Source organism: Methylocystis sp. H62, from assembly GCF_015709515.1.
Lineage (GTDB): Bacteria > Pseudomonadota > Alphaproteobacteria > Rhizobiales > Beijerinckiaceae > Methylocystis.
Genome location: NZ_JADNQZ010000056.1, coordinates 203946 through 221284, shown reverse-complemented (window position 1 = coordinate 221284; position 17339 = coordinate 203946). Strand labels below are relative to the sequence as shown.

The 17339-nt window shown below is 64.0% G+C and carries 15 protein-coding genes; 10 read left to right on the top strand and 5 right to left on the bottom strand.

What is annotated here, in order from left to right:
* Nucleotides 1-127 precede the first annotated feature (127 nt).
* The 3 genes from IYY11_RS15145 (at nucleotide 128) to IYY11_RS15135 (ending at nucleotide 3218) form a co-directional block, all read left to right on the top strand.
* Nucleotides 128-781 (top strand): ABC transporter ATP-binding protein, encoded by a 654-nt coding sequence (locus IYY11_RS15145; RefSeq protein ID WP_018406178.1) that lies wholly within the window; start codon nucleotides 128-130, stop codon nucleotides 779-781.
* Entirely contained in the window at nucleotides 774-2075 is a 1302-nt protein-coding gene (locus IYY11_RS15140; RefSeq protein WP_196404588.1) for a hypothetical protein, read from the top strand. The genes IYY11_RS15145 and IYY11_RS15140 overlap by 8 nt, the downstream gene beginning before the upstream one ends.
* A gap of 63 nt (nucleotides 2076-2138) precedes the next feature.
* Complete coding sequence (locus tag IYY11_RS15135) at nucleotides 2139-3218, top strand: hypothetical protein (RefSeq protein ID WP_196404587.1); 1080 nt, start codon at nucleotides 2139-2141, stop codon at nucleotides 3216-3218.
* Here the strand turns inward: IYY11_RS15135 and IYY11_RS15130 are convergent.
* Nucleotides 3206-4447, bottom strand: coding sequence for a hypothetical protein (locus IYY11_RS15130; RefSeq protein WP_312029735.1), 1242 nt, complete (start codon nucleotides 4445-4447; stop codon nucleotides 3206-3208). The genes IYY11_RS15135 and IYY11_RS15130 overlap by 13 nt on opposite strands.
* A gap of 234 nt (nucleotides 4448-4681) precedes the next feature.
* Nucleotides 4682-6613, bottom strand: coding sequence for a glycosyltransferase family 2 protein (locus tag IYY11_RS15125; RefSeq protein ID WP_196404585.1), 1932 nt, complete (start codon nucleotides 6611-6613; stop codon nucleotides 4682-4684).
* Between the two features lie 620 nt (nucleotides 6614-7233).
* Here IYY11_RS15125 and rimP point away from each other — a divergent pair.
* The 6 genes from rimP to truB all read left to right on the top strand — a co-directional run bounded on the left by rimP (nucleotide 7234) and on the right by truB (nucleotide 14394).
* Nucleotides 7234-7989, top strand: coding sequence for a ribosome maturation factor RimP (gene rimP, locus IYY11_RS15120; RefSeq protein ID WP_196404584.1), 756 nt, complete (start codon nucleotides 7234-7236; stop codon nucleotides 7987-7989).
* A 2-nt stretch (nucleotides 7990-7991) separates the two neighbouring features.
* Entirely contained in the window at nucleotides 7992-9587 is a 1596-nt protein-coding gene (gene nusA, locus IYY11_RS15115) for a transcription termination factor NusA (RefSeq protein WP_196404583.1), read from the top strand.
* Nucleotides 9588-9603: 16 nt separating this feature from the next.
* Entirely contained in the window at nucleotides 9604-10257 is a 654-nt protein-coding gene (locus IYY11_RS15110; protein WP_246720006.1) for an RNA-binding protein, read from the top strand.
* Between the two features lie 37 nt (nucleotides 10258-10294).
* Nucleotides 10295-12916, top strand: a complete 2622-nt coding sequence (gene infB / locus IYY11_RS15105) for a translation initiation factor IF-2 (RefSeq protein ID WP_196404581.1) — start codon at nucleotides 10295-10297, stop codon at nucleotides 12914-12916.
* 150 nt (nucleotides 12917-13066) lie between these two features.
* Nucleotides 13067-13495, top strand: coding sequence for a 30S ribosome-binding factor RbfA (gene rbfA, locus IYY11_RS15100; protein WP_026222605.1), 429 nt, complete (start codon nucleotides 13067-13069; stop codon nucleotides 13493-13495).
* A complete protein-coding gene (truB, locus tag IYY11_RS15095; protein ID WP_196404580.1) occupies nucleotides 13492-14394 on the top strand; it encodes a tRNA pseudouridine(55) synthase TruB in 903 nt (300 codons plus the stop codon). Before rbfA ends, truB begins: the two co-directional genes overlap by 4 nt.
* 2 nt (nucleotides 14395-14396) lie before the next feature.
* Here the strand turns inward: truB and IYY11_RS15090 are convergent, their stop codons facing one another.
* A complete protein-coding gene (locus IYY11_RS15090; RefSeq protein ID WP_196404579.1) occupies nucleotides 14397-14798 on the bottom strand; it encodes a type II toxin-antitoxin system VapC family toxin in 402 nt (133 codons plus the stop codon).
* Nucleotides 14798-15043 carry a type II toxin-antitoxin system Phd/YefM family antitoxin gene (locus tag IYY11_RS15085; protein WP_196404578.1) on the bottom strand — a complete coding sequence of 82 codons (246 nt, stop codon included), beginning with the start codon at nucleotides 15041-15043 and terminating at the stop codon, nucleotides 14798-14800. The genes IYY11_RS15090 and IYY11_RS15085 overlap by 1 nt, the downstream gene beginning before the upstream one ends.
* A gap of 92 nt (nucleotides 15044-15135) precedes the next feature.
* On the opposite strand from IYY11_RS15085, the gene murI reads away from it, so the two are divergent.
* Nucleotides 15136-15957, top strand: a complete 822-nt coding sequence (murI, locus tag IYY11_RS15080) for a glutamate racemase (RefSeq protein WP_196404577.1) — start codon at nucleotides 15136-15138, stop codon at nucleotides 15955-15957.
* Between the two features lie 51 nt (nucleotides 15958-16008).
* On the opposite strand, the gene IYY11_RS15075 is transcribed toward murI, so the two are convergent.
* The gene (locus IYY11_RS15075; RefSeq protein WP_196404576.1) at nucleotides 16009-17265 is read right to left on the bottom strand and encodes a cytochrome-c peroxidase; all 1257 of its coding nucleotides are present in this window, start codon (nucleotides 17263-17265) and stop codon (nucleotides 16009-16011) included.
* Between the last annotated feature and the right edge of the window lie 74 nt (nucleotides 17266-17339).

The window sequence follows — 17339 nt, the reverse complement described above, 5'->3', positions numbered from 1 at the left end:
GCTTAAATGAAAAACGGTTGTCTCGCCATGACTTAGCCAGAAATTCGGCGTAACCAAGGCCCGCGGCGCGCTAGGGGCTGCGCCGGGGGAATGTGACGGAACACCACCGTCCCGCCGCTCGGGAATCATGATCAAGCTTGACAATGTCTTTAAGTATTATCGCTCGCACGGCCACAGAAAGGTCGTGCTCGATCATGTCAGCCTCGACTTCGCGGCTGGCCGCAGCTACGGCATTCTCGGCGTCAATGGGGCCGGAAAATCGACTCTGATGCGCCTCCTCGCAGGCACCGAGCTGCCCAATGGCGGCCGGGTCGTGCGCTCCTCGCGCGTCTCCTGGCCGCTGGGGTTTTCGGGCGGGCTGCACCCGATGCTCAGCGGACGCGAAAACGTGAAGTTCGTCGCGCGCGTGTACGGACAGGACGCGCGCAAGGTGATCGACTTTGTCGAGGACTTCGCCGAGATTGGCGCCTATATCGACGCTCCGATTCGCACCTATTCGTCCGGCATGATGGCGCGTCTCGCCTTTGGCCTGTCGCTCTCGATCGAATTCGACTGCTATCTCATCGACGAGGTCACCGCCGTTGGCGACGCGCGCTTCGCGGCGCGGTGCCAAGAGGAGTTCTCCAAGCGCCGGCGGACGGCGGACGTTATCATGGTGTCGCACGCCATGACGACCATTCAGCAATATTGCGATCGCGGCATGGTGCTGGCGGGCGGGCGAATGCACGTCTTCAACAGTGTCGACGACGCGATCGAACTTTATAAGAAGCTCAATGCCTGAAGCCGTTCACGCCCAGCAGCCGGAGATCACGGTCGCGCTCGCCGAGCCCGAGCGGGGGCCGCTGAGCCCGCAGGACGCTAGCTTCAAGGCGAAGTCGATCTCGCGCGCGCTGCGCAGGGCCGCGAACAAATCCCGCGCGCCGACGAGCGTCATCGCCGGGGGCGGCGGCTTCCAGGCGCGACGCGGCGACCGCGCGTTCCGCCTCGGCGTCCTCGCCAGCTTCGCCGCCTTCGTCATTGCTCCGTTCCTCGTCGCCTCGATCTATTGGGGTCTGATCGCCAGCAAGCAATATGTGACCGAAACCAAATTCGCGCTGCGCGCCGGCGAAGCGTCGAGTCTCGATCTCTTGAGCGGAGGCGCCATGGGTTCGCAGGCCTCCCAGCAGATGCAGGACGCGCAGGTTCTCGTCAATTTCATCAGGAGCCGCTCGATAGTCGAAGCGCTCGACCGAAAGGTCGGCTTGCGCGCCATGTTCGCGCGTTCCGGAGTCGACTATTTTTCGAGTTTCGATCCGGAAGATTCGGTTGAGGAACTGGAAAAATACTGGAAACGGCGGATCGACGCGAGCCTCGACATGATGTCCGGCATCATTTCCATCAATGTGCGCGCCTTCACGCCAAGCGATTCGCTCGCCATCGCACAGAACGTCACCGACCTTTCGGAACGGGTGGTTAACGAACTGTCAACGCGCTCCAGGCGCGATGCGCTGGCGCAGGCGCGCACGGAACTGACGCGCGCCGAAGAACAGTTGAAGAATGCGACTGGCTCCATGCGCGACGCGCGCGATACCGAGGGCGTGCTCGACGCGCCGGCTGCGGCGGAGGCGATCAACAAGCTCATCACCACGCTTCGGCTTGAGCTCGCGGCGACGCAGGAAGATCTCGCGCTGCACAGCGACTCTGCCACGTCGGACTCGCCTCAAGCGCGCCTGCTCACCGCGCGGGTTCAGAGCCTCAAGAGCCAGATTGACGAATATTCGACGCAAATCGCCGGCGGCGGCGAGAGGGGGGAGGGCTCTCTGGCGCAGCGTGCGGGCGTGCTTTCCATGCATCAGATCGAGCTTGATCTCGCCCGGCAAAGATACGGGCTCGCCGCGTCGATGTTTGAAAACGCCCGAGTCGATCTCGAAACGCAGCGCGCCTATCTCGTCTCCTTCCTTCGTCCGACGCTTGCGGAAAAATCTCTCTATCCCCGGCGGTGGATCGAATGGGGCATTATTGTCGCGCCGGCGACGATCGGCTGGCTCGCGCTCATCGCCGTGGCCTTCCTTGTCCGCGATCATATGGCCAAATAGCGGGCAAGGCAGCGGGGCCGAAACGCGGATCGGCGGCGCTTATCCGTCTGAGATGGAGCGATCGTGTTTTTCAATATTGACGCCGACGACGGCGCCGCCATTCGGGGCTGGCTCGCGCCGGACAATCCTTCCGCCGTGCCGAAGATCCTGGTCCGCAGACCGGGAGAAGAAGACATTGAAATCTCGGCGACCGTTCAGCGTCCGGACGTGCGCGACCTTGGCGTTCACGCCACCGGTCTCGTTGGCTTTTTGGTCGACGACAAGCTGGTCCAGGGGCTGCCGGGCGTCGAGGAAATCGAACTGCTCGAAGCCGACACCGGAATTCTGATCTACCGGCGATTCAAGAAGGGACGGCACATCGAGCGCAAATTTTTTCTGTTCGACGGTTCGATTCGCCCCATCGAGAAATTGGGCGGACGGTCGAGAAATCTGTTCACACTCACCTACCCGTCGACCGAGCGCTACGCCTTCGAGACCATGCTCGTGCTCATTAACAACAGTTTCAACAAATCAATCTTTATGTCGGGCCGCTCGAGCTTCCCGCGCTACGCGCATTTTCTTTCCAATGCGAAATTCACTACTGCGGCGCTGTTGGGCGACCCCTTCGAGGAGCTGGCGCAGCGACTGGTGATCCTCAGCCTGATCCAGAAGTCGGATTCGACGCATATGCTGCCGCTGCTCTTCACCGGGCTGACGGCGTTGACCGATTTTGTTCGCGACCTGCCGCTCGAAGATCCGAAAGGCATCCTTGCGAAATTCCGGAATGTTTCCGATGAGGAGCGTGAGGCGCTCATAAGCCCGATGACGCGAATGTTCGGCTGCATCCCGGGCGAGACGCCGGAGCGCCGTCACGTCCCGGCGGCGCTTGAGAACCTGGCGTCGATGGAGCTCGTGGGCGTGCGCAGCCGCTTTCGTGATTTCAGCGCGCTGCTGGCCGGCATTCTCGGTCACGATCTCACCGGCGATTATGAGCCGGTGGTGCACCCTTCGATCAGCGCGCTGGCCGATCGGCTGTCGCGCATCAGCCTCGTCGCGGACCTTCTTGAAGCCGATTTGGCGCTCTATTCCTTCGCTGAGGAATCGGTTGTCTCCGCGCTCTCCGATGACGCCGACGTCGTCGCGCGGGACACTCAAACCATGTGATCGTCGATGCTCGCGACGATCAGCGAAATCGCCGCCCAGGCGACGAGCAGCGCGCAAAACAGCAGGATGGTGTTCGCCGTGGCTTTCGGGTAACTCGCAGATTCCGGCAACGTCGGCTCAACGATCGTCAGGAGATAGAGCTGCTGTTTTGCAAGTTCCTGCCGCGCGTGATGGTAGGAGGTCTGCGCGATCGAATAGAATCTTTCAGCGAATTGCTCGTCGAGCTTCAGGCGTTCATAGGACGCGATCTGCGAGGAAACGGCGTCGGCGCCCTGCGGGTCCGTAAGCTTCTTCTTGAGGTCCGCGATCTGCTGGTCGATCGCGGCAAGACGCGTGCGTTGCAGCCGTTGGCTGGGCGCATCGCTGGAGAGCGACGAAGAAAATGTCGAAAGCGCGTTGACGATGTCCATGCGCTCCATCATGAGCTTGCCCAACAGTTCGCCAATGCTTGTAGCGCGCGAACTCGGGTCGATGATGACGTTCTTGTTGCGGAACTGAAGCGTCTTCTCGCGCGCGTCGGCGAGCATCTGGCGCGACAGCGTCACTTCGAGCTCGGCGCGACTCAAGGCGTCGGTGCGATTGCGCACGGTGATCTTGTTGACGAGATCCTCGCTGAGCCTGACGATATCGCGCGCGACGTCGAGCGCGTCCTTGGGCTGGAATGCGTCGGTGCGCACGGTCAAAATGCCGGAAAGGGTGTCGACGCTGGCCGAAATATGACTCAGCCAATATTTCCAGATTTCTTCCGCGTTGGCGTTTCTGCCGAGCCGCGAAAAATAGTCGATGCCGGAGCGCGCAAACTTTTTCTCCATGTAGTCGCGGCCGCCGAGGTCGGCGACGATGGCGCGGCTTTTTACGTAATTGAGCACCATGAAGGCGTCCTGCGAGGACGGATTGGCGCCCCCGCCCGTCAGCTTGGTGATCATCGACGCCGCGTCGGTCCCCGATTTTTTTTCATGTTGAGCGCGCACGGTCAGCCGCGTCTCAGCGACGTAGCGCTCCGACTGCCAGAAGCAGGCGTAAAGCCAGAACAGGAATGTCGGCAGAACGACGGCGAAGATAAAGCTGCGTCCGAGCAGCCCGCCGCCCGCGTCCGCCCTGGCGGTCGCCAGTTTCTCCGCCATGCCCTCGAAGCTTTCGCGAATCAGCGTCGGCAGGCGGTTCGCGGCGTCCTTCGTCGTCAGCGGCGCGAGAATCTCCACCGCCTTGGTCGACGAGAAACGCGCCACGTTCTGAGCGGTGGCGATGACTTCAGACAGTTTAGGCGGTCTTGGAGCCCTAGGCGTGCTCATCTACCCTCAAGTCGCTGACCTGTTCATGCGCTACGCATGTTAACTGAGGCTGAATCGCCTGAGCGCGTTGACGCGGCGTCGGTCCCTGGCGGCCCTATCATTCGGGCGGAGCAGACAGTTTTCCCGCGCCGCAAATTAAGCGGGTCGGGGCCCCGGCGCAAGCGAGCAACATCACGGTAAAGCTTCGCTATTGGCGTAGAGAGACAGCCCCGGATGGAAATGCGGATCGTCGCGAATGACGGCGCGCCAGCGCTCGTAAAACGCGCGGCGCTCGGTCTCGTAGACGCGTTGCAGACGCAGCGCGCCGCCGCCGCGGCTCGCCGACTGACGATGAATGAGAATCGTCTGCGTGTGGCAGATCGTGCGCCAGCCTCGCGCCGCCAGTCGCAGGCATAAGTCGACGTCGTTCAATTCGACGGGGAGATTGATCTCGTCGAAGCCTCCGACGGCGTCGAATTTGTCTCGTTCGATCATCATGCAGGCGCCGGTCACCGCCGAGACGTCGTGCGGCAAGACATTTCGGCTCATCCAGCCGCGATCGTCTTCGGTCACGCCGGCGCCGAAATGGCCTGCGACGCCGCCCATGCCGAGCAAGACGCCGACGTGCTGAACGCGGCCGCCGGGATAAAGGAGCTTCGCGCCCACGGCGCCGACATCCGGCGCCGACGCAAAAAAGAGCAGCCGTTCGATCCAGTCCGGCGTCACCACTTCGGTATCGTTGTTGAGGAAAATCAGGTAGTCGCCGCGCCCCGCGCCCGCGCCGGCGTTGCACAGGGCGGAGAAATTGAAGGCGCCTGACTTGTTCAGGACCTTGAGCCGCGAATCCTTCGCTTGCAGCGCCTGTAGCAACGCCTGTGTGCGCGGCTCGACGCTGTCATTGTCGACCACGATGACGTCGAATTGTGGATAGAGACTCTTGCGCAGCAGGCTGTCGAGGCAGGGCGCGAGCAGATCGATGCGGTCGCGCGTCGGAATGACGACGGTCACCGAAGGCGGCGGGCCGCGGAACACAGCGTCAATCGTCGTTCGTCGCCCGCTCGCCGCGCGCGCAAGGCGAAACAATGGCCGGCGCAGCGCGCCGACGTCGTCGTTTCCCGCGCGTGACAGCAGCCGGTCGATCAGTTCGTCGGCGCCGGCTTCGATCCAGTCGGACTCCGCGGCGAGAAGGCTTGCGCGAACGCAGGCCGCGCGGCCGACATAATTTGCAAAACGATGAAGCGCCGGGCTCCAGCCGGGTTTGTAGATCGGGCGCAAGGCGTCGCCTTCGCCGACGGTTTCATCCGCATAGGCGATGGCGTGCTGCGGATCGCGGGCGAAATGTTCGACAAAGCAGGCGCAGGCGTCGGGCGCCAGACGATCTCCGGCGACGAGCGGCAGCACGAGATCGCGAGCGTCGAACTGCGCCCCGTCGGTCTTTGTGAAGACGGCGCAGTGCGGATAGGTTTGCGCCGCGACGCTTTCCCACGTCGTTTCAATGTCGCGCGGCGACGCGCCGCGGGCGTCGACCAGCGCGACCACTTTCGGCGCCTTTGCCCATTCGCTCCGAGGCCGGTCGAAGTCGGGGTCGCTCTCGCGCGTTCGCGCGGCGCGCCAGGACGGGTACGTCGACATCGGCGCGGCGCCGAGCGCCCAGCGCCAGTTGAGCTCCGCTTCCTGCGTCAGTCCGACCATATCGGCCGACAGGGCGAAGAACAGACGCTTGGGCGCCGCCGACGCTTGGCGCAGCGCCTCGATGCCGCCCAGCGGCCGCGCGCCCAATAAGCGGAAACTGAAGGCCCCGGAGCGATTGGTCGGGCTGATCCAGGCCTCGGTCGTCTCGCGCGGAACGCGCCCGATCCAAAGCCCAACGCCTTCGCAGGGCGATGGCAGAATGTGCTCTTTGAATTCCTCGCCAATCCAAAATCGCAGGATCGGCCGCACCGGCGCGTCATAGACGCTCGCCGTATAGCGAAGTTCGACGAATCTCCCAGGCGGAAATCCCTTCAAGCCGCAAAAGCGCAGCCAAGGCTCCTGCGACAGCGCAAGGAAGACGTCTTGCTCGCGCCGAACGTCGCGCGCGGGCTCCAAGGAAATGGGGTCGCTCGCAGCGTCTGACGGCGGCAATTCAGCGCCCCCCTGTGGCGCACGCGAGCAAAGCATGAGAGTCGACGACTGTTCCAGCGTCGGAAAACGAACGCGCTTCGATAATAATCTCCACAATGTCGCATTTGGCGGCCGCGCCCGAACGACCGAAAAAAAAGAATTACATCAGACCCGGCGCGAAACTATGGGCGCATCGCCGCGAGGTCAACACGCGCGCTTTCGTGCGATTCTCGCAAAAGAAGATGTGAATTCAAAGACCGCGAGGGCCGGGCTCTTAGCATCTGCGTGCGGCGATTGGTCGAGCCGAGACGGGACGCGACGCCTGCCATTGGATGCGGCAGGGCAGGGTCTCGCGTTTACTGCGTTAGTATTCGGGTTCCTAGTAAAAGCAGCGGTAAAGAACTAATTCATAGACCGAACGGGAGAATTGACATGGCGGCTCGGACTCTGACCTTCGTTGGTAAGCGAAGATCGGCTGGGCGACTGGTTTCAAGATTTCTTGATTTTTCGCCGTTCCCCTGCCATATAGGGCCGAACTTCATCTCATAACGATCATTCTCGGATGATCGCCGATTGAGAGTGGGGCCCTCCGGGGACCCGCTCTTTTTGCTTTGATCGTTCGAGAGCTTCAAGGACAGCGCTTGACGCAAAACGCCGCCGCCAGCACGACCTTTGACGAACCGCGTCTCATCAGTGAGACCGGCGTCGCCGCGCGCGTCGCGCATCTTGTAGAGCCGGTGCTGGGGCAGTTGGGCTACCGACTCGTGCGCGTGCGCCTCTTGCAGCAGAACGGACCGATTCTGCAGATCATGGCGGAGCGTCCGGACGGAACGATGACCGTTAATGATTGCGAGGCGGCGAGCCAGGCGCTGTCGCCCGAACTCGACGTCGCCGATCTCATCGCCAGTGAATATCGCTTGGAGATTTCTTCTCCGGGCGTCGATCGCCCGCTGGTGCGTCTGTCGGATTTTCACCACGCCATCGGTCATGAGGTGAAGATCGAACTGACTCATCCCGTGGCGAGCGGACGCAAGCGTTTTCGTGGCGTCATTCGCGGCGTCGAAGGCGAGGGACAAGGCGCGACGCTCGCGCTGGAGCGCACCGACGCGCGCTCGGACGAAGAAAAAGCCGTGTCGCTGCCGCTCGCCGATCTCGACGAAGGCCGGCTGGTGCTGACCGAGGCGCTCATTCGCGAGTCGCTGCGGGCGGGCAAGCTCCAGCAGACTGAAGGGAATCCGGAGGAGGCGGACGCGGAGGAGCGTCCGCGCCGCGGACCGGGACGCTTTCGCGGCCCCGCGCAACAGAAGCAAAAACCGCTGGCTCCGGCCGGCGTTCAAACCCAGTTCAAGAAGGCCGGCGGCAAACCAAAGCCCCCCGGCCGTTCGAGGGGAGACTAACAATGGCCGTCAGCGCCAACCGACTTGAGATTTTGCAGATCGCCGAAGCCGTCGCGCGCGAAAAGTCGATCGACCGTTCGATCGTCATCGCGTCGATGGAGGACGCGCTGCAGAAGGCGGCGCGCTCGCGCTACGGCCAGGAAACCGAGGTGCGCGCCGAGATCAATTCCAAGACGGGCGAAGTTCGGTTCTCGCGGCTGCTGCTCGTCGTCGACGAGGTCGAAAACGACTCGACGCAGATTTCGCTCGCCGAAGCGCGCAAGCGCAATCCGGCGGCGCAGTCCGGCGACTGGATCTCGGAGACGCTGCCGCCTTTCGACTTCGGCCGCATCGCCGCGCAGTCTGCAAAGCAGATCATCGTGCAGAAAGTGCGCGAGGCCGAGCGCGACCGCCAATATGAAGAATACAAGGACCGCATCGGCGAAATCGTCAACGGCGTGGTCAAGCGCGTCGAATACGGCAATGTCGTCATCGACCTTGGCCGCGGCGAAGCCATTATCCGCCGCGACGAGATGATCCCGCGCGAAATGTTCCGCCCGGGCGATCGAGCCCGCGCTTATGTCTACGATGTGCGCCGCGAGCAGCGGGGCCCGCAGATCTTCCTCTCGCGCACCCATCCGCAATTCATGGCGAAGCTGTTCAAGCAGGAAGTGCCGGAGATCTATGACGGCGTGATCGAGGTGAAGTCGGTCGCCCGCGATCCGGGTTCGCGCGCCAAGATCGCCGTGGTGTCGCGCGATTCCTCGATCGATCCGGTCGGCGCCTGCGTCGGCATGCGCGGCTCCCGCGTTCAGGCGGTCGTCGGCGAGTTGCAGGGCGAGCGCATCGACATCATTCCCTGGTCCGCGGACGCCGCGACCTTCATCGTCAATGCGTTGCAGCCCGCGGAAGTGGTCAAGGTCGTCCTCGACGAGGACAGCTCGCGCATCGAGGTCGTGGTGCCGGACGATCAGCTGTCGCTCGCGATCGGCCGACGCGGCCAGAATGTGCGTCTCGCCTCACAGCTGACCGGCTGGGACATCGATATTCTCACTGAGGCCGAAGAGTCGGAGCGCCGGCAGAGGGAATTCGTCGAGCGCACGAAGTCGTTCATGAACGCCATCGACGTCGACGAGGTCGTTGGGCGGCTGCTGGCGTCCGAGGGCTTCCGCTCGGTCGAGGAACTCGCCTATGTCGAACTTCCTGAACTCGCGACGATCGAGGGCTTCGACGAGGATACCGCCGCCGAAATTCAGAACCGCGCCAAGAACTATCTGGAGCGCATCGAGGCGGAGAACGAAGAGCGCCGAAAGGCGCTTGGCGTCGCCGACGAACTGCGCGAGATCGAGGGCCTGACGAGCGCGATGCTGGTGAAGCTCGGCGAAAACGACGTGAAGACGTTGGAGGATTTCGCCGGCTGCGTGCCGGACGACCTCGTCGGCTGGAGCGAGAAGAAGGATGGCGAGACGGTCAAGCACGAGGGCTACTTCGAGGGCATTGACCTGTCGCGTGAAGAGGCTGAAGCGATGATCATGTTCGCGCGGGTGCGCGTGGGCTGGATCGAGGAGCCTGTGGCGCCGGCCGAGGTCGAGGCTGAAGCTCAGGCGGAAGGCGAATAGCGGATTGATCGAGGGCATGACGCGCGAGCCGCATGTTTCGGAGAGGACCTGCATCGTGACGCGCCAGAGCGGCGCGCCCGAGGCGATGATCCGCTTTGTGCGCGGGCCGGACGGCGGGCTCGCGCCCGACATCAAGGCGCGGCTCCCTGGCCGCGGCGTCTGGGTGACGGCGCGCGCCGACGTCGTTGCGCAAGCGGCGCAAAAGCGTCTGTTTGCGCGCGCGCTGAAGACGCAGATCGACGCCGCGCCGCAACTGGCCGAGGACGTCGACCGATTGCTCGAAGCCGATTGTCTGCAGATGCTGTCGCTGGCCAATAAGGCGGGCGCCGTTGCGGCGGGCTTCGGCAAGGTCGCCGACGCCCTCGCGCAAGGTTCTGTCCGCGCGCTGATCGAAGCGCGCGACGGCGGCGAAGACGGCAAGCGCAAGCTTGCCCAAGCGGCCCGGCGCGCCGGGTCGACGACCCCCGTCATCGGCTTATTTTCGTCGGTGCAATTGGATTTGGCGTTGGGCCGCACAAATGTGATACATGCTGCCCTCGCCGGGAGCGGTCCGACGACGGCTTTCATCGGGCGATGCCGTCGACTCGCAGCCTATCGGGGCGTATGCATCGACGGCGCGGCGGCGACGGGCGACGAAAACGAGGCGAAGCCGAACGGCTGCGCAGACTGAAGTTAACGGGTCGTAGCGGCCCAGGATTGGGAACTGGATGAGCGAAGGCGAGAACAGCGGCGACAAAACTCTGACCGTCGCGCCGTCGAAGACGTTGCACTTAAAGCAACGACCGGTCGAGCACGGCATGGTCCGTCAGAGCTTCTCCCATGGCCGCTCAAAAGTGGTCGTGGTCGAGAAGGTGAAGCGCCGCGCGCCCGGAAATGTCGAGCCGGCGAAGCCGGCCGGCGCGACGGCCCCGATTGCGGAGCCGCCGGCGCCGCCGCCGAAGGCCGCGCCGAGATCCGAGACACAGCGTTCGGCGCCTGCGCCGCGCTCCGGCTCGGGCGTCGTGCTGCGCGCGTTGACCGATGAGGAGCGCGAGGCGCGCGCCCGCGCGCTCGTCGATGCGAAATCGCGCGAAGAGGACGATCGCCGCCGCGCGGAAATCGACGCCAAGGCGCGCAACGAACGCGAGGAGCGCGAGCACGCCGAGCGCGCCGCCGCCGACTCGCGCAAGCGGGAGGAAGAAGAGCGTCTCGCGCGCGAAGCCGAGTCGAAACGCAAGTCCGAGGAAGAAGCGCGTCGCCGGCTGCCCGGTGACGCCGCCGGCGTTGCAGCGCCGCGCAGTTCCGTCGGGGCCGCCGCGCCTGGTTCGGCCGGCGCCCGCGCGCCCATTCGCACCGAGGGCGAAACCGCCGCGGTGCGACGTCCGCCCGTGCGCACCATCGGCGGCTTCACGCCGCCCGCTCCGCCACGCCCGACCCCCTCTCGCGGCGGCGCGATGAAAGATCGCGGCCGGCTGACGGTTTCCACCGCCACGGCCGGAACCGACGAAGAGCGCACGCGCTCCGTCGCCTCCTTCAAGCGCCGTCAGCAGCGGCTGTTCCGCGGCCAGGTGGAGCAGAAGGAAAAGGTTCTGCGCGAGGTGATCCTTCCCGAGACGATCACCATTCAGGAACTCGCGAACCGCATGTCGGAGCGCGCGGTCGACGTCATCCGCCTGCTGATGAAGCAGGGCGAGATGCATAAGATCAACGACGTCGTCGACGCTGATACGGCGCAGCTCGTCGCGGAAGAGATGGGCCACACGGTCAAGCGCGTCGCCGAATCCGACGTCGAGGAAGGCCTGTTCGACACGCCCGACGTCGACGTCGATCTCACGGCGCGTCCGCCTGTCGTCACGATCATGGGCCACGTCGACCACGGCAAGACGTCATTGCTCGACGCCATTCGCCAGGCCAATGTCGTCTCCGGCGAAGCGGGCGGCATCACCCAGCATATCGGCGCTTATCAGGTGACGGCCCCCAACGGTCACGCCATCACCTTCATCGACACGCCCGGCCATGCGGCCTTTACGGCGATGCGCGCCCGCGGCGCCAAGGTCACGGACATCGTGGTGCTGGTCGTCGCGGCTGACGATGGCGTCATGCCGCAGACGATCGAGGCGATCAATCACGCCCGCGCCGCGCATGTCCCGCTGATCGTCGCCATCAACAAGATCGACAAGCCGGACGCCAAGCCTGAGCGGGTGCGCACGGAACTGCTGCAGTATGAAGTGCAGGTCGAATCGATGGGCGGCGAAACGCTCGAAGTCGAAGTCTCGGCGAAGCAGCAGACCAATCTCGACAAGCTGCTCGAGCTGATCGCGCTTCAGTCCGAGGTGCTTGACCTCAAGGCCAACGCCGATCGCGCCGCCGAAGGCACGGTCATCGAGGCGCGGCTCGACCGGGGCCGAGGGCCTGTGGCGACCATGCTGGTTCAGCGCGGCACGCTTCACGTCGGCGACATTGTCGTCGCGGGAACCCAATGGGGCCGCGTGCGCGCGCTGCTCGATGACAAGGGCGCCGCGCGTCCCGAAGCCGGCCCGAGTTTTCCCGTCGAGATTCTGGGCTTCAGCGGCACGCCGGAAGCCGGCGACCGCGTGGCTGTCGTCGAGTCGGAAGCCCGCGCCCGGGAGATTGCCGAATATCGCGAGCGGATGAAGCGCGACAAGATCGCCGCGCGCGGCGGTTCGGCGCGCGGTTCGCTTTCCGACATGATGAGCCAGCTCAAGACGGCGGGCCGCAAGGAATTCCCGCTCGTCATCAAGGGCGACGTCCAGGGCTCGGTCGAAGCCATCGCGGCGGCGCTCGAAAAACTTGGAACCGAAGAGGTCGGGGCGCGCATCGTGCATGCCGGCGTCGGCGGCATCTCGGAGTCCGATATTTCGCTCGCCGAAGCCTCGAACGCCGCGGTCATCGGCTTCAACGTGCGCGCGCACAAAGAGGCGCGCGACGCGGCCGAACGCGCCGGCATCGAGATTCGCTACTACAACATCATCTACAATCTCGTGGATGACGTGAAGGGCGCGATGTCCGGCCTGCTGGCGCCGACGCTGCGCGAAACCCTGCTCGGCAATGCAGCGATCCTCGAGGTCTTCGATATTTCGAAGGTCGGCAAGGTGGCTGGCTGCCGCGTGACGGATGGCAATGTCGAGCGCGGCGCCAATGTGCGGCTCATCCGCGACAATGTCGTCGTGCATGAGGGCAAGCTCTCGACGCTCAAGCGCTTCAAGGACGAGGTCAAGGAAGTCGCCGCTGGACAGGAATGCGGCATGGCTTTCGAGAACTACCAGGACATGCGCGCCGGCGACGTCATCGAGTGCTATCGCGTCGAGGAAATCAAGCGAACGCTGTAAGCGGCGCTGCGCCGCCGCGAAACGTCATGGCCGGGCCTGTCCCGGCCATCCTCGTCGCGCTGAGCCGCGCTACCTTCATTCATTACGCGTCATGCGCGGAATGTCCGCCACAGGCGCGGGCGTGAGACGACTGCAATTACCGGGTCCAAAATGTCCAGAGCTCATCACTCACAGGCCGGGGCGCCGTCGCAGCGTATGTTGCGCGTCGGCGAACTCGTTCGTCACGCCGCCGCCCGGCTGCTCACGCGGGGCGAAATCAGCGATCCGGTGCTCGAACAGCATGTCGTGACCGTGTCGCGGGTGAAGATGAGTCCCGATCTCAAGCTCGCGACGATTTACGTCGTTCCGCTTGGCGGCAAGGATGAGCCTGAGGTGCTCGCCGCGCTGGATCGCCACAAGCGATTTTTGCGCGGGGAGATCGTGCAAGAGGTGAATTTGAAGTTCGCGCCCGAAATCCGCTTTCGCATCGACGACACATTCGACAATGTGTCGCGCATCGACGCGCTGCTCAGTTCCGACCGTGTGAAGCGCGATCTCGCCGATGGCGACGACGCCAAAGAGGATGGCGTTGAGGAATGAGCAAAAAAAAATCGGACCGAGTCATCGTGGACGGCTGGTTGGCGCTGGATAAGCCTGTCGGTCTGACGTCCACGCAGGCGGTGTCGCGCCTCAAGCGCATCTATAACGCCCAGAAGGCGGGCCATGCGGGCACGCTCGATCCGCTCGCGTCCGGCATTCTTCCCGTCGCCTTCGGCGAAGCGACCAAGACCGTGCCCTTCGTTCAGGACGGCGAGAAGGCCTATCGTTTCACCGTGCATTGGGGCGTCGAGACCGATACTGACGACGCCGACGGCCGCGGCGTGCGGGAGAGCGCTGTGCGGCCGGAGCGCGCCGCGATCGAAGTTCTGCTGCCGCAGTTCGTCGGCGAGATTTTGCAGACGCCGCCGCAGTTCTCGGCGATCAAGATCGCCGGCGAGCGCGCCTATGACATCGCCCGGGAGGGCGAGCTGGTCGATTTGAAGCCGCGCGTGGTCAAGATCCGCTCGCTGACGCTGATCGATGCGTCGCGCGACGAGGCGACCTTCGTCATGGAATGCGGCAAGGGCGCCTATGTGCGCGCGATCGCCCGCGATCTCGGTCGGGTTTTGGGCTGTTTCGGCCATGTCACGGCGCTGAGACGCACCCGCGTCGGGCCTTTCGTCGAGGACGACGCTTATACGCTCGACGAGATCGAAAATCAGAACATGGCCGCAGAGGCGCTGCTGTCGGTCGAGGCCGGATTGGCGGAACTGCCTTGCGTCGTTGTCGATCGCGACATGGCGGCGCGGCTGCGGCGGGGCGGCTCGGTGATTTTGCGGGGCCGCGACGCGCCGCATGAGGGCATTGTCTACGCTGCTTGCGGCGGCGTGCCGGTCGCTTTCGGCGAAATCGTCCAGGGCGCGCTCGCGCCGGCGCGGGTGTTTAATCTCCCGTTCTGAGCCTATTCGACAATCGCGACGCCTTCCGCGCGCGCGGCGCGCTCCAATTCGGCGTCGAGCGTCGCGAGCGCAGCGCCTTCCCGCAAGGCGAGTTCGAGATAGGCGGAGTCATAAGCTGTCAGCCTGTGCTTGCGTGCAAGCGGTATTAGGCGCCTCTCGTCGCAGTCGAAGTCGATCGCTATCGGCAAGCGCGCCATTATCCGAAGAAATTCGTCGGTTCCGGTCGGCGATATTCGATGACGTCGCTCGCTGACGAGCAAGACATTGCGGATCTCAAAAAACAGCAGGGACGGCGCGAGCGCCGTCTCCTCTAGGAGGCGTTCAATAGCCGCCACCACGCGCGACGGACGTTTATCGGCAAGCGCAAAGCCCGCAAGGATCGACGCATCGATGACGAAACCCATCAATATTTATGGCCGCGATGGCGCGCGCTTAGAACCTCGGCCAGCGGCGCTTTTCCTGCGCTTTCTCGAAAACGCGCGAGATCGTCGATCGCTCGCTCGATCTCAGCCCGTTTAAAACTCGTTTCCGGGGCCAGGCGCGCAATCCGGCGTCCATGCCGGGTGATGACGATTGTTTCGCCGCGCTCCACGGCGGTCAGCAATTCCGCAAGGCGGGCCTTCGCGTCGGAGGCTTGAACTTCTCTCATGAGGAAATATTCGACTGGTCAAACAAACTAGTCAATATGGCGTTGATCTTGTCGCGGGTATCCTGTCCTATTCGCTGCGAGATTCGCCGCACATGACCCATCCGCCCAAACTCCTCGTCTTCGATTCCGGTCTCGGCGGCCTCACGGTCTTTGCCGAGATCGTCAAGCTGCGGCCATCGGCGGACTATGTCTATTGCGCGGATGACGCCGGCTTCCCCTACGGGTCCTGGCAGGAGCCGGCGCTTGTCGAACGCGTGATGAAGCTCATGGAAGGGCTGATCGTCGATCACGCGCCGGATATGATCATTATCGCCTGCAACACCGCCTCGACGATCGTTCTGCCCGATCTGCGGCTGCATTGGCCAGCTCTGCCCTTCGTCGGCACGGTGCCGGCGATCAAGCCGGCGGCCGAGCGCACACGGTCAAAGATGATCTCGGTGCTCGGGACGCAGGGCACGGTGGCGCGCGACTATACGCAAAAGCTCATCGCGCAATTCGCCGCGCACTGCTCGGTGACCCTCGTCGGCTCGAAACGCCTGGCGAGTCTCGCTGAGCGCTACATGCATGGGGAAAGCGTGAGAGACGCCGACATCGGCGACGAGATTGCCCCCTGTTTCCAGGAAGAAGGCGGCAGGCGCACGGACGCCATCGTTCTCGCCTGCACGCATTATCCGCTGCTGGTCGACGAGTTCAAACGTCTTGCGCCCTGGCCGGTCGAGTGGATCGACCCCGCGCCGGCGATCGCGCGGCGCGCGGATCAATTGCTTGGCGAGCGCTTCGGCGCGGATGCGCCGGGACGTCAGCCTGTCTCCCGTAGCATCATCTTCACGAGCGGCGCGCGTCCCCCGGCGCCGCTCGCCGCGACGCTCGCGCGCTACGGCCTTGCGTGGACCGCTGTTGTCCCTACCGTTTAGCGCGGCGCGTCGTCGAGTTTCGCCAAAGCGCCAATGCTTCATAAAGGCGCGTTATGGCTTTTGCCGGTCGGTCAATGTTTCGAGAAATGCGACGATGGCGTCGATGTCTTTATCGGACAGCCGCGGCTTTTGCCCGGGCTTGCGATCGTAGGGAACCTCGTCGACGTTGACGTTGTCATGCGCGGAGGCCGGCAGGTCGTCATATTTTTCCGGCTCGCTGCTTCGGTCTTTCGGGTACCAGTGACCAGGATCGGTGTCGCGCGTCGCGTAAAAGGCGACGACGTCGCGCAGTCTGTCGAAGACGCCATTGTGCAGATAGGGGCCGGTGACGGCGATGTTGCGCAAGGTCGGCACTTTGAAAGCGCCGCAGACGCTCTCGACCTTGAAGCCCGCGGGCGCGACTTCAGCGAGTCCCGGTCGCGCGCACAGGCCGAGATCGGGAGCTGAATCAGCCTTCGCCGCGGTCGGAATCGCTTTATTCCTTGGGCCGCCGAGCGCGTCATAGGTGAAGTCGGTAAAGAGCCAGTCCTGCGGATTGCGCGAATCCTCCTTGCCGGCGTGGCAGGCGAGGCAATTGCCCTTCTTGGGGTCCTTAAAGAGTTCGAAGCCTTTCTTCTCCAGCGCCGTCAACTGCGCTTGCCCGCGCAAATAATCGTCGAATTTGGACGCGAAGGGATGAAAGCGCGCGCTCGCCTCGAAAGCGACGACGGCTTGCGCGAGCTTCACGAAGGCGGCGTCCGGGTCGGCGAAAACCTTGTCGCCATAGACCTGGCGGACGAGGTCGGCGTAGGCGCCGCCCTGCACCGTCTCGACCACGAAGCGTTTCGACGGCGCGTTCATTTCGAGCGGATCGAGCATCGGACCTTCGACCTGGGCGAGGAGATCGCGGGCGCGCCCGTCGAAGAACTGTCCGCCAGCCGGAATTTTTTCGATCTTGCCGGTCTCTTCATCCTTATCGTCGATGAATTCGAAGGGCGGCGCGAAGGACGCATACATGATCGACGGCGTGTTGCGCTTGCCGAGCGACGTCGGCAGCGAGCCCCTCGCCACGGCCGGGACGCTCGAACCATTATTGCCTTGAAAGGCCGTCGCGGCGTCATGGCAGGAGGCGCAGGAGACCCCCGCCGGTCGCGACAGGCTCGCATCTTCGAACACGCGCTTGCCGAGGAGTTCGAGCGCCGTCAGGCCGCGTTCGTCGGCCGCGCCGGCGCGAGGTGGCGCGGGCTGCGCGTCGAGCGGGGAGCCGAGCACTGCGAAGACGGCGCAAAGCGCCGCCTGACGCGCCTTGCGTAGACAGGAAAGGGTCACTTGAGGAGCCCGTCGGAAAGAGAACCGCGTTGCTTCGCGCCTTGCGAAACTTTAGGAATCGCGCGGCGCAAAGG

What these genes read in the sequence shown, in the direction of transcription:
- truB (WP_196404580.1), top strand. Translation starts at nt 13,492, where the DNA reads ATGAGCAAAAAAAAATCGGACCGAGTCATCGTGGACGGCTGGTTGGCG.
- IYY11_RS15110 (WP_246720006.1), top strand. Translation starts at nt 9,604, where the DNA reads ATGACGCGCGAGCCGCATGTTTCGGAGAGGACCTGCATCGTGACGCGC.
- rbfA (WP_026222605.1), top strand. Translation starts at nt 13,067, where the DNA reads ATGTCCAGAGCTCATCACTCACAGGCCGGGGCGCCGTCGCAGCGTATG.
- IYY11_RS15145 (WP_018406178.1), top strand. Translation starts at nt 128, where the DNA reads ATGATCAAGCTTGACAATGTCTTTAAGTATTATCGCTCGCACGGCCAC.
- IYY11_RS15140 (WP_196404588.1), top strand. Translation starts at nt 774, where the DNA reads ATGCCTGAAGCCGTTCACGCCCAGCAGCCGGAGATCACGGTCGCGCTC.
- IYY11_RS15090 (WP_196404579.1), bottom strand. Translation starts at nt 14,798, where the DNA reads ATGGGTTTCGTCATCGATGCGTCGATCCTTGCGGGCTTTGCGCTTGCC.
- murI (WP_196404577.1), top strand. Translation starts at nt 15,136, where the DNA reads ATGACCCATCCGCCCAAACTCCTCGTCTTCGATTCCGGTCTCGGCGGC.
- IYY11_RS15085 (WP_196404578.1), bottom strand. Translation starts at nt 15,043, where the DNA reads ATGAGAGAAGTTCAAGCCTCCGACGCGAAGGCCCGCCTTGCGGAATTG.
- nusA (WP_196404583.1), top strand. Translation starts at nt 7,992, where the DNA reads ATGGCCGTCAGCGCCAACCGACTTGAGATTTTGCAGATCGCCGAAGCC.
- infB (WP_196404581.1), top strand. Translation starts at nt 10,295, where the DNA reads ATGAGCGAAGGCGAGAACAGCGGCGACAAAACTCTGACCGTCGCGCCG.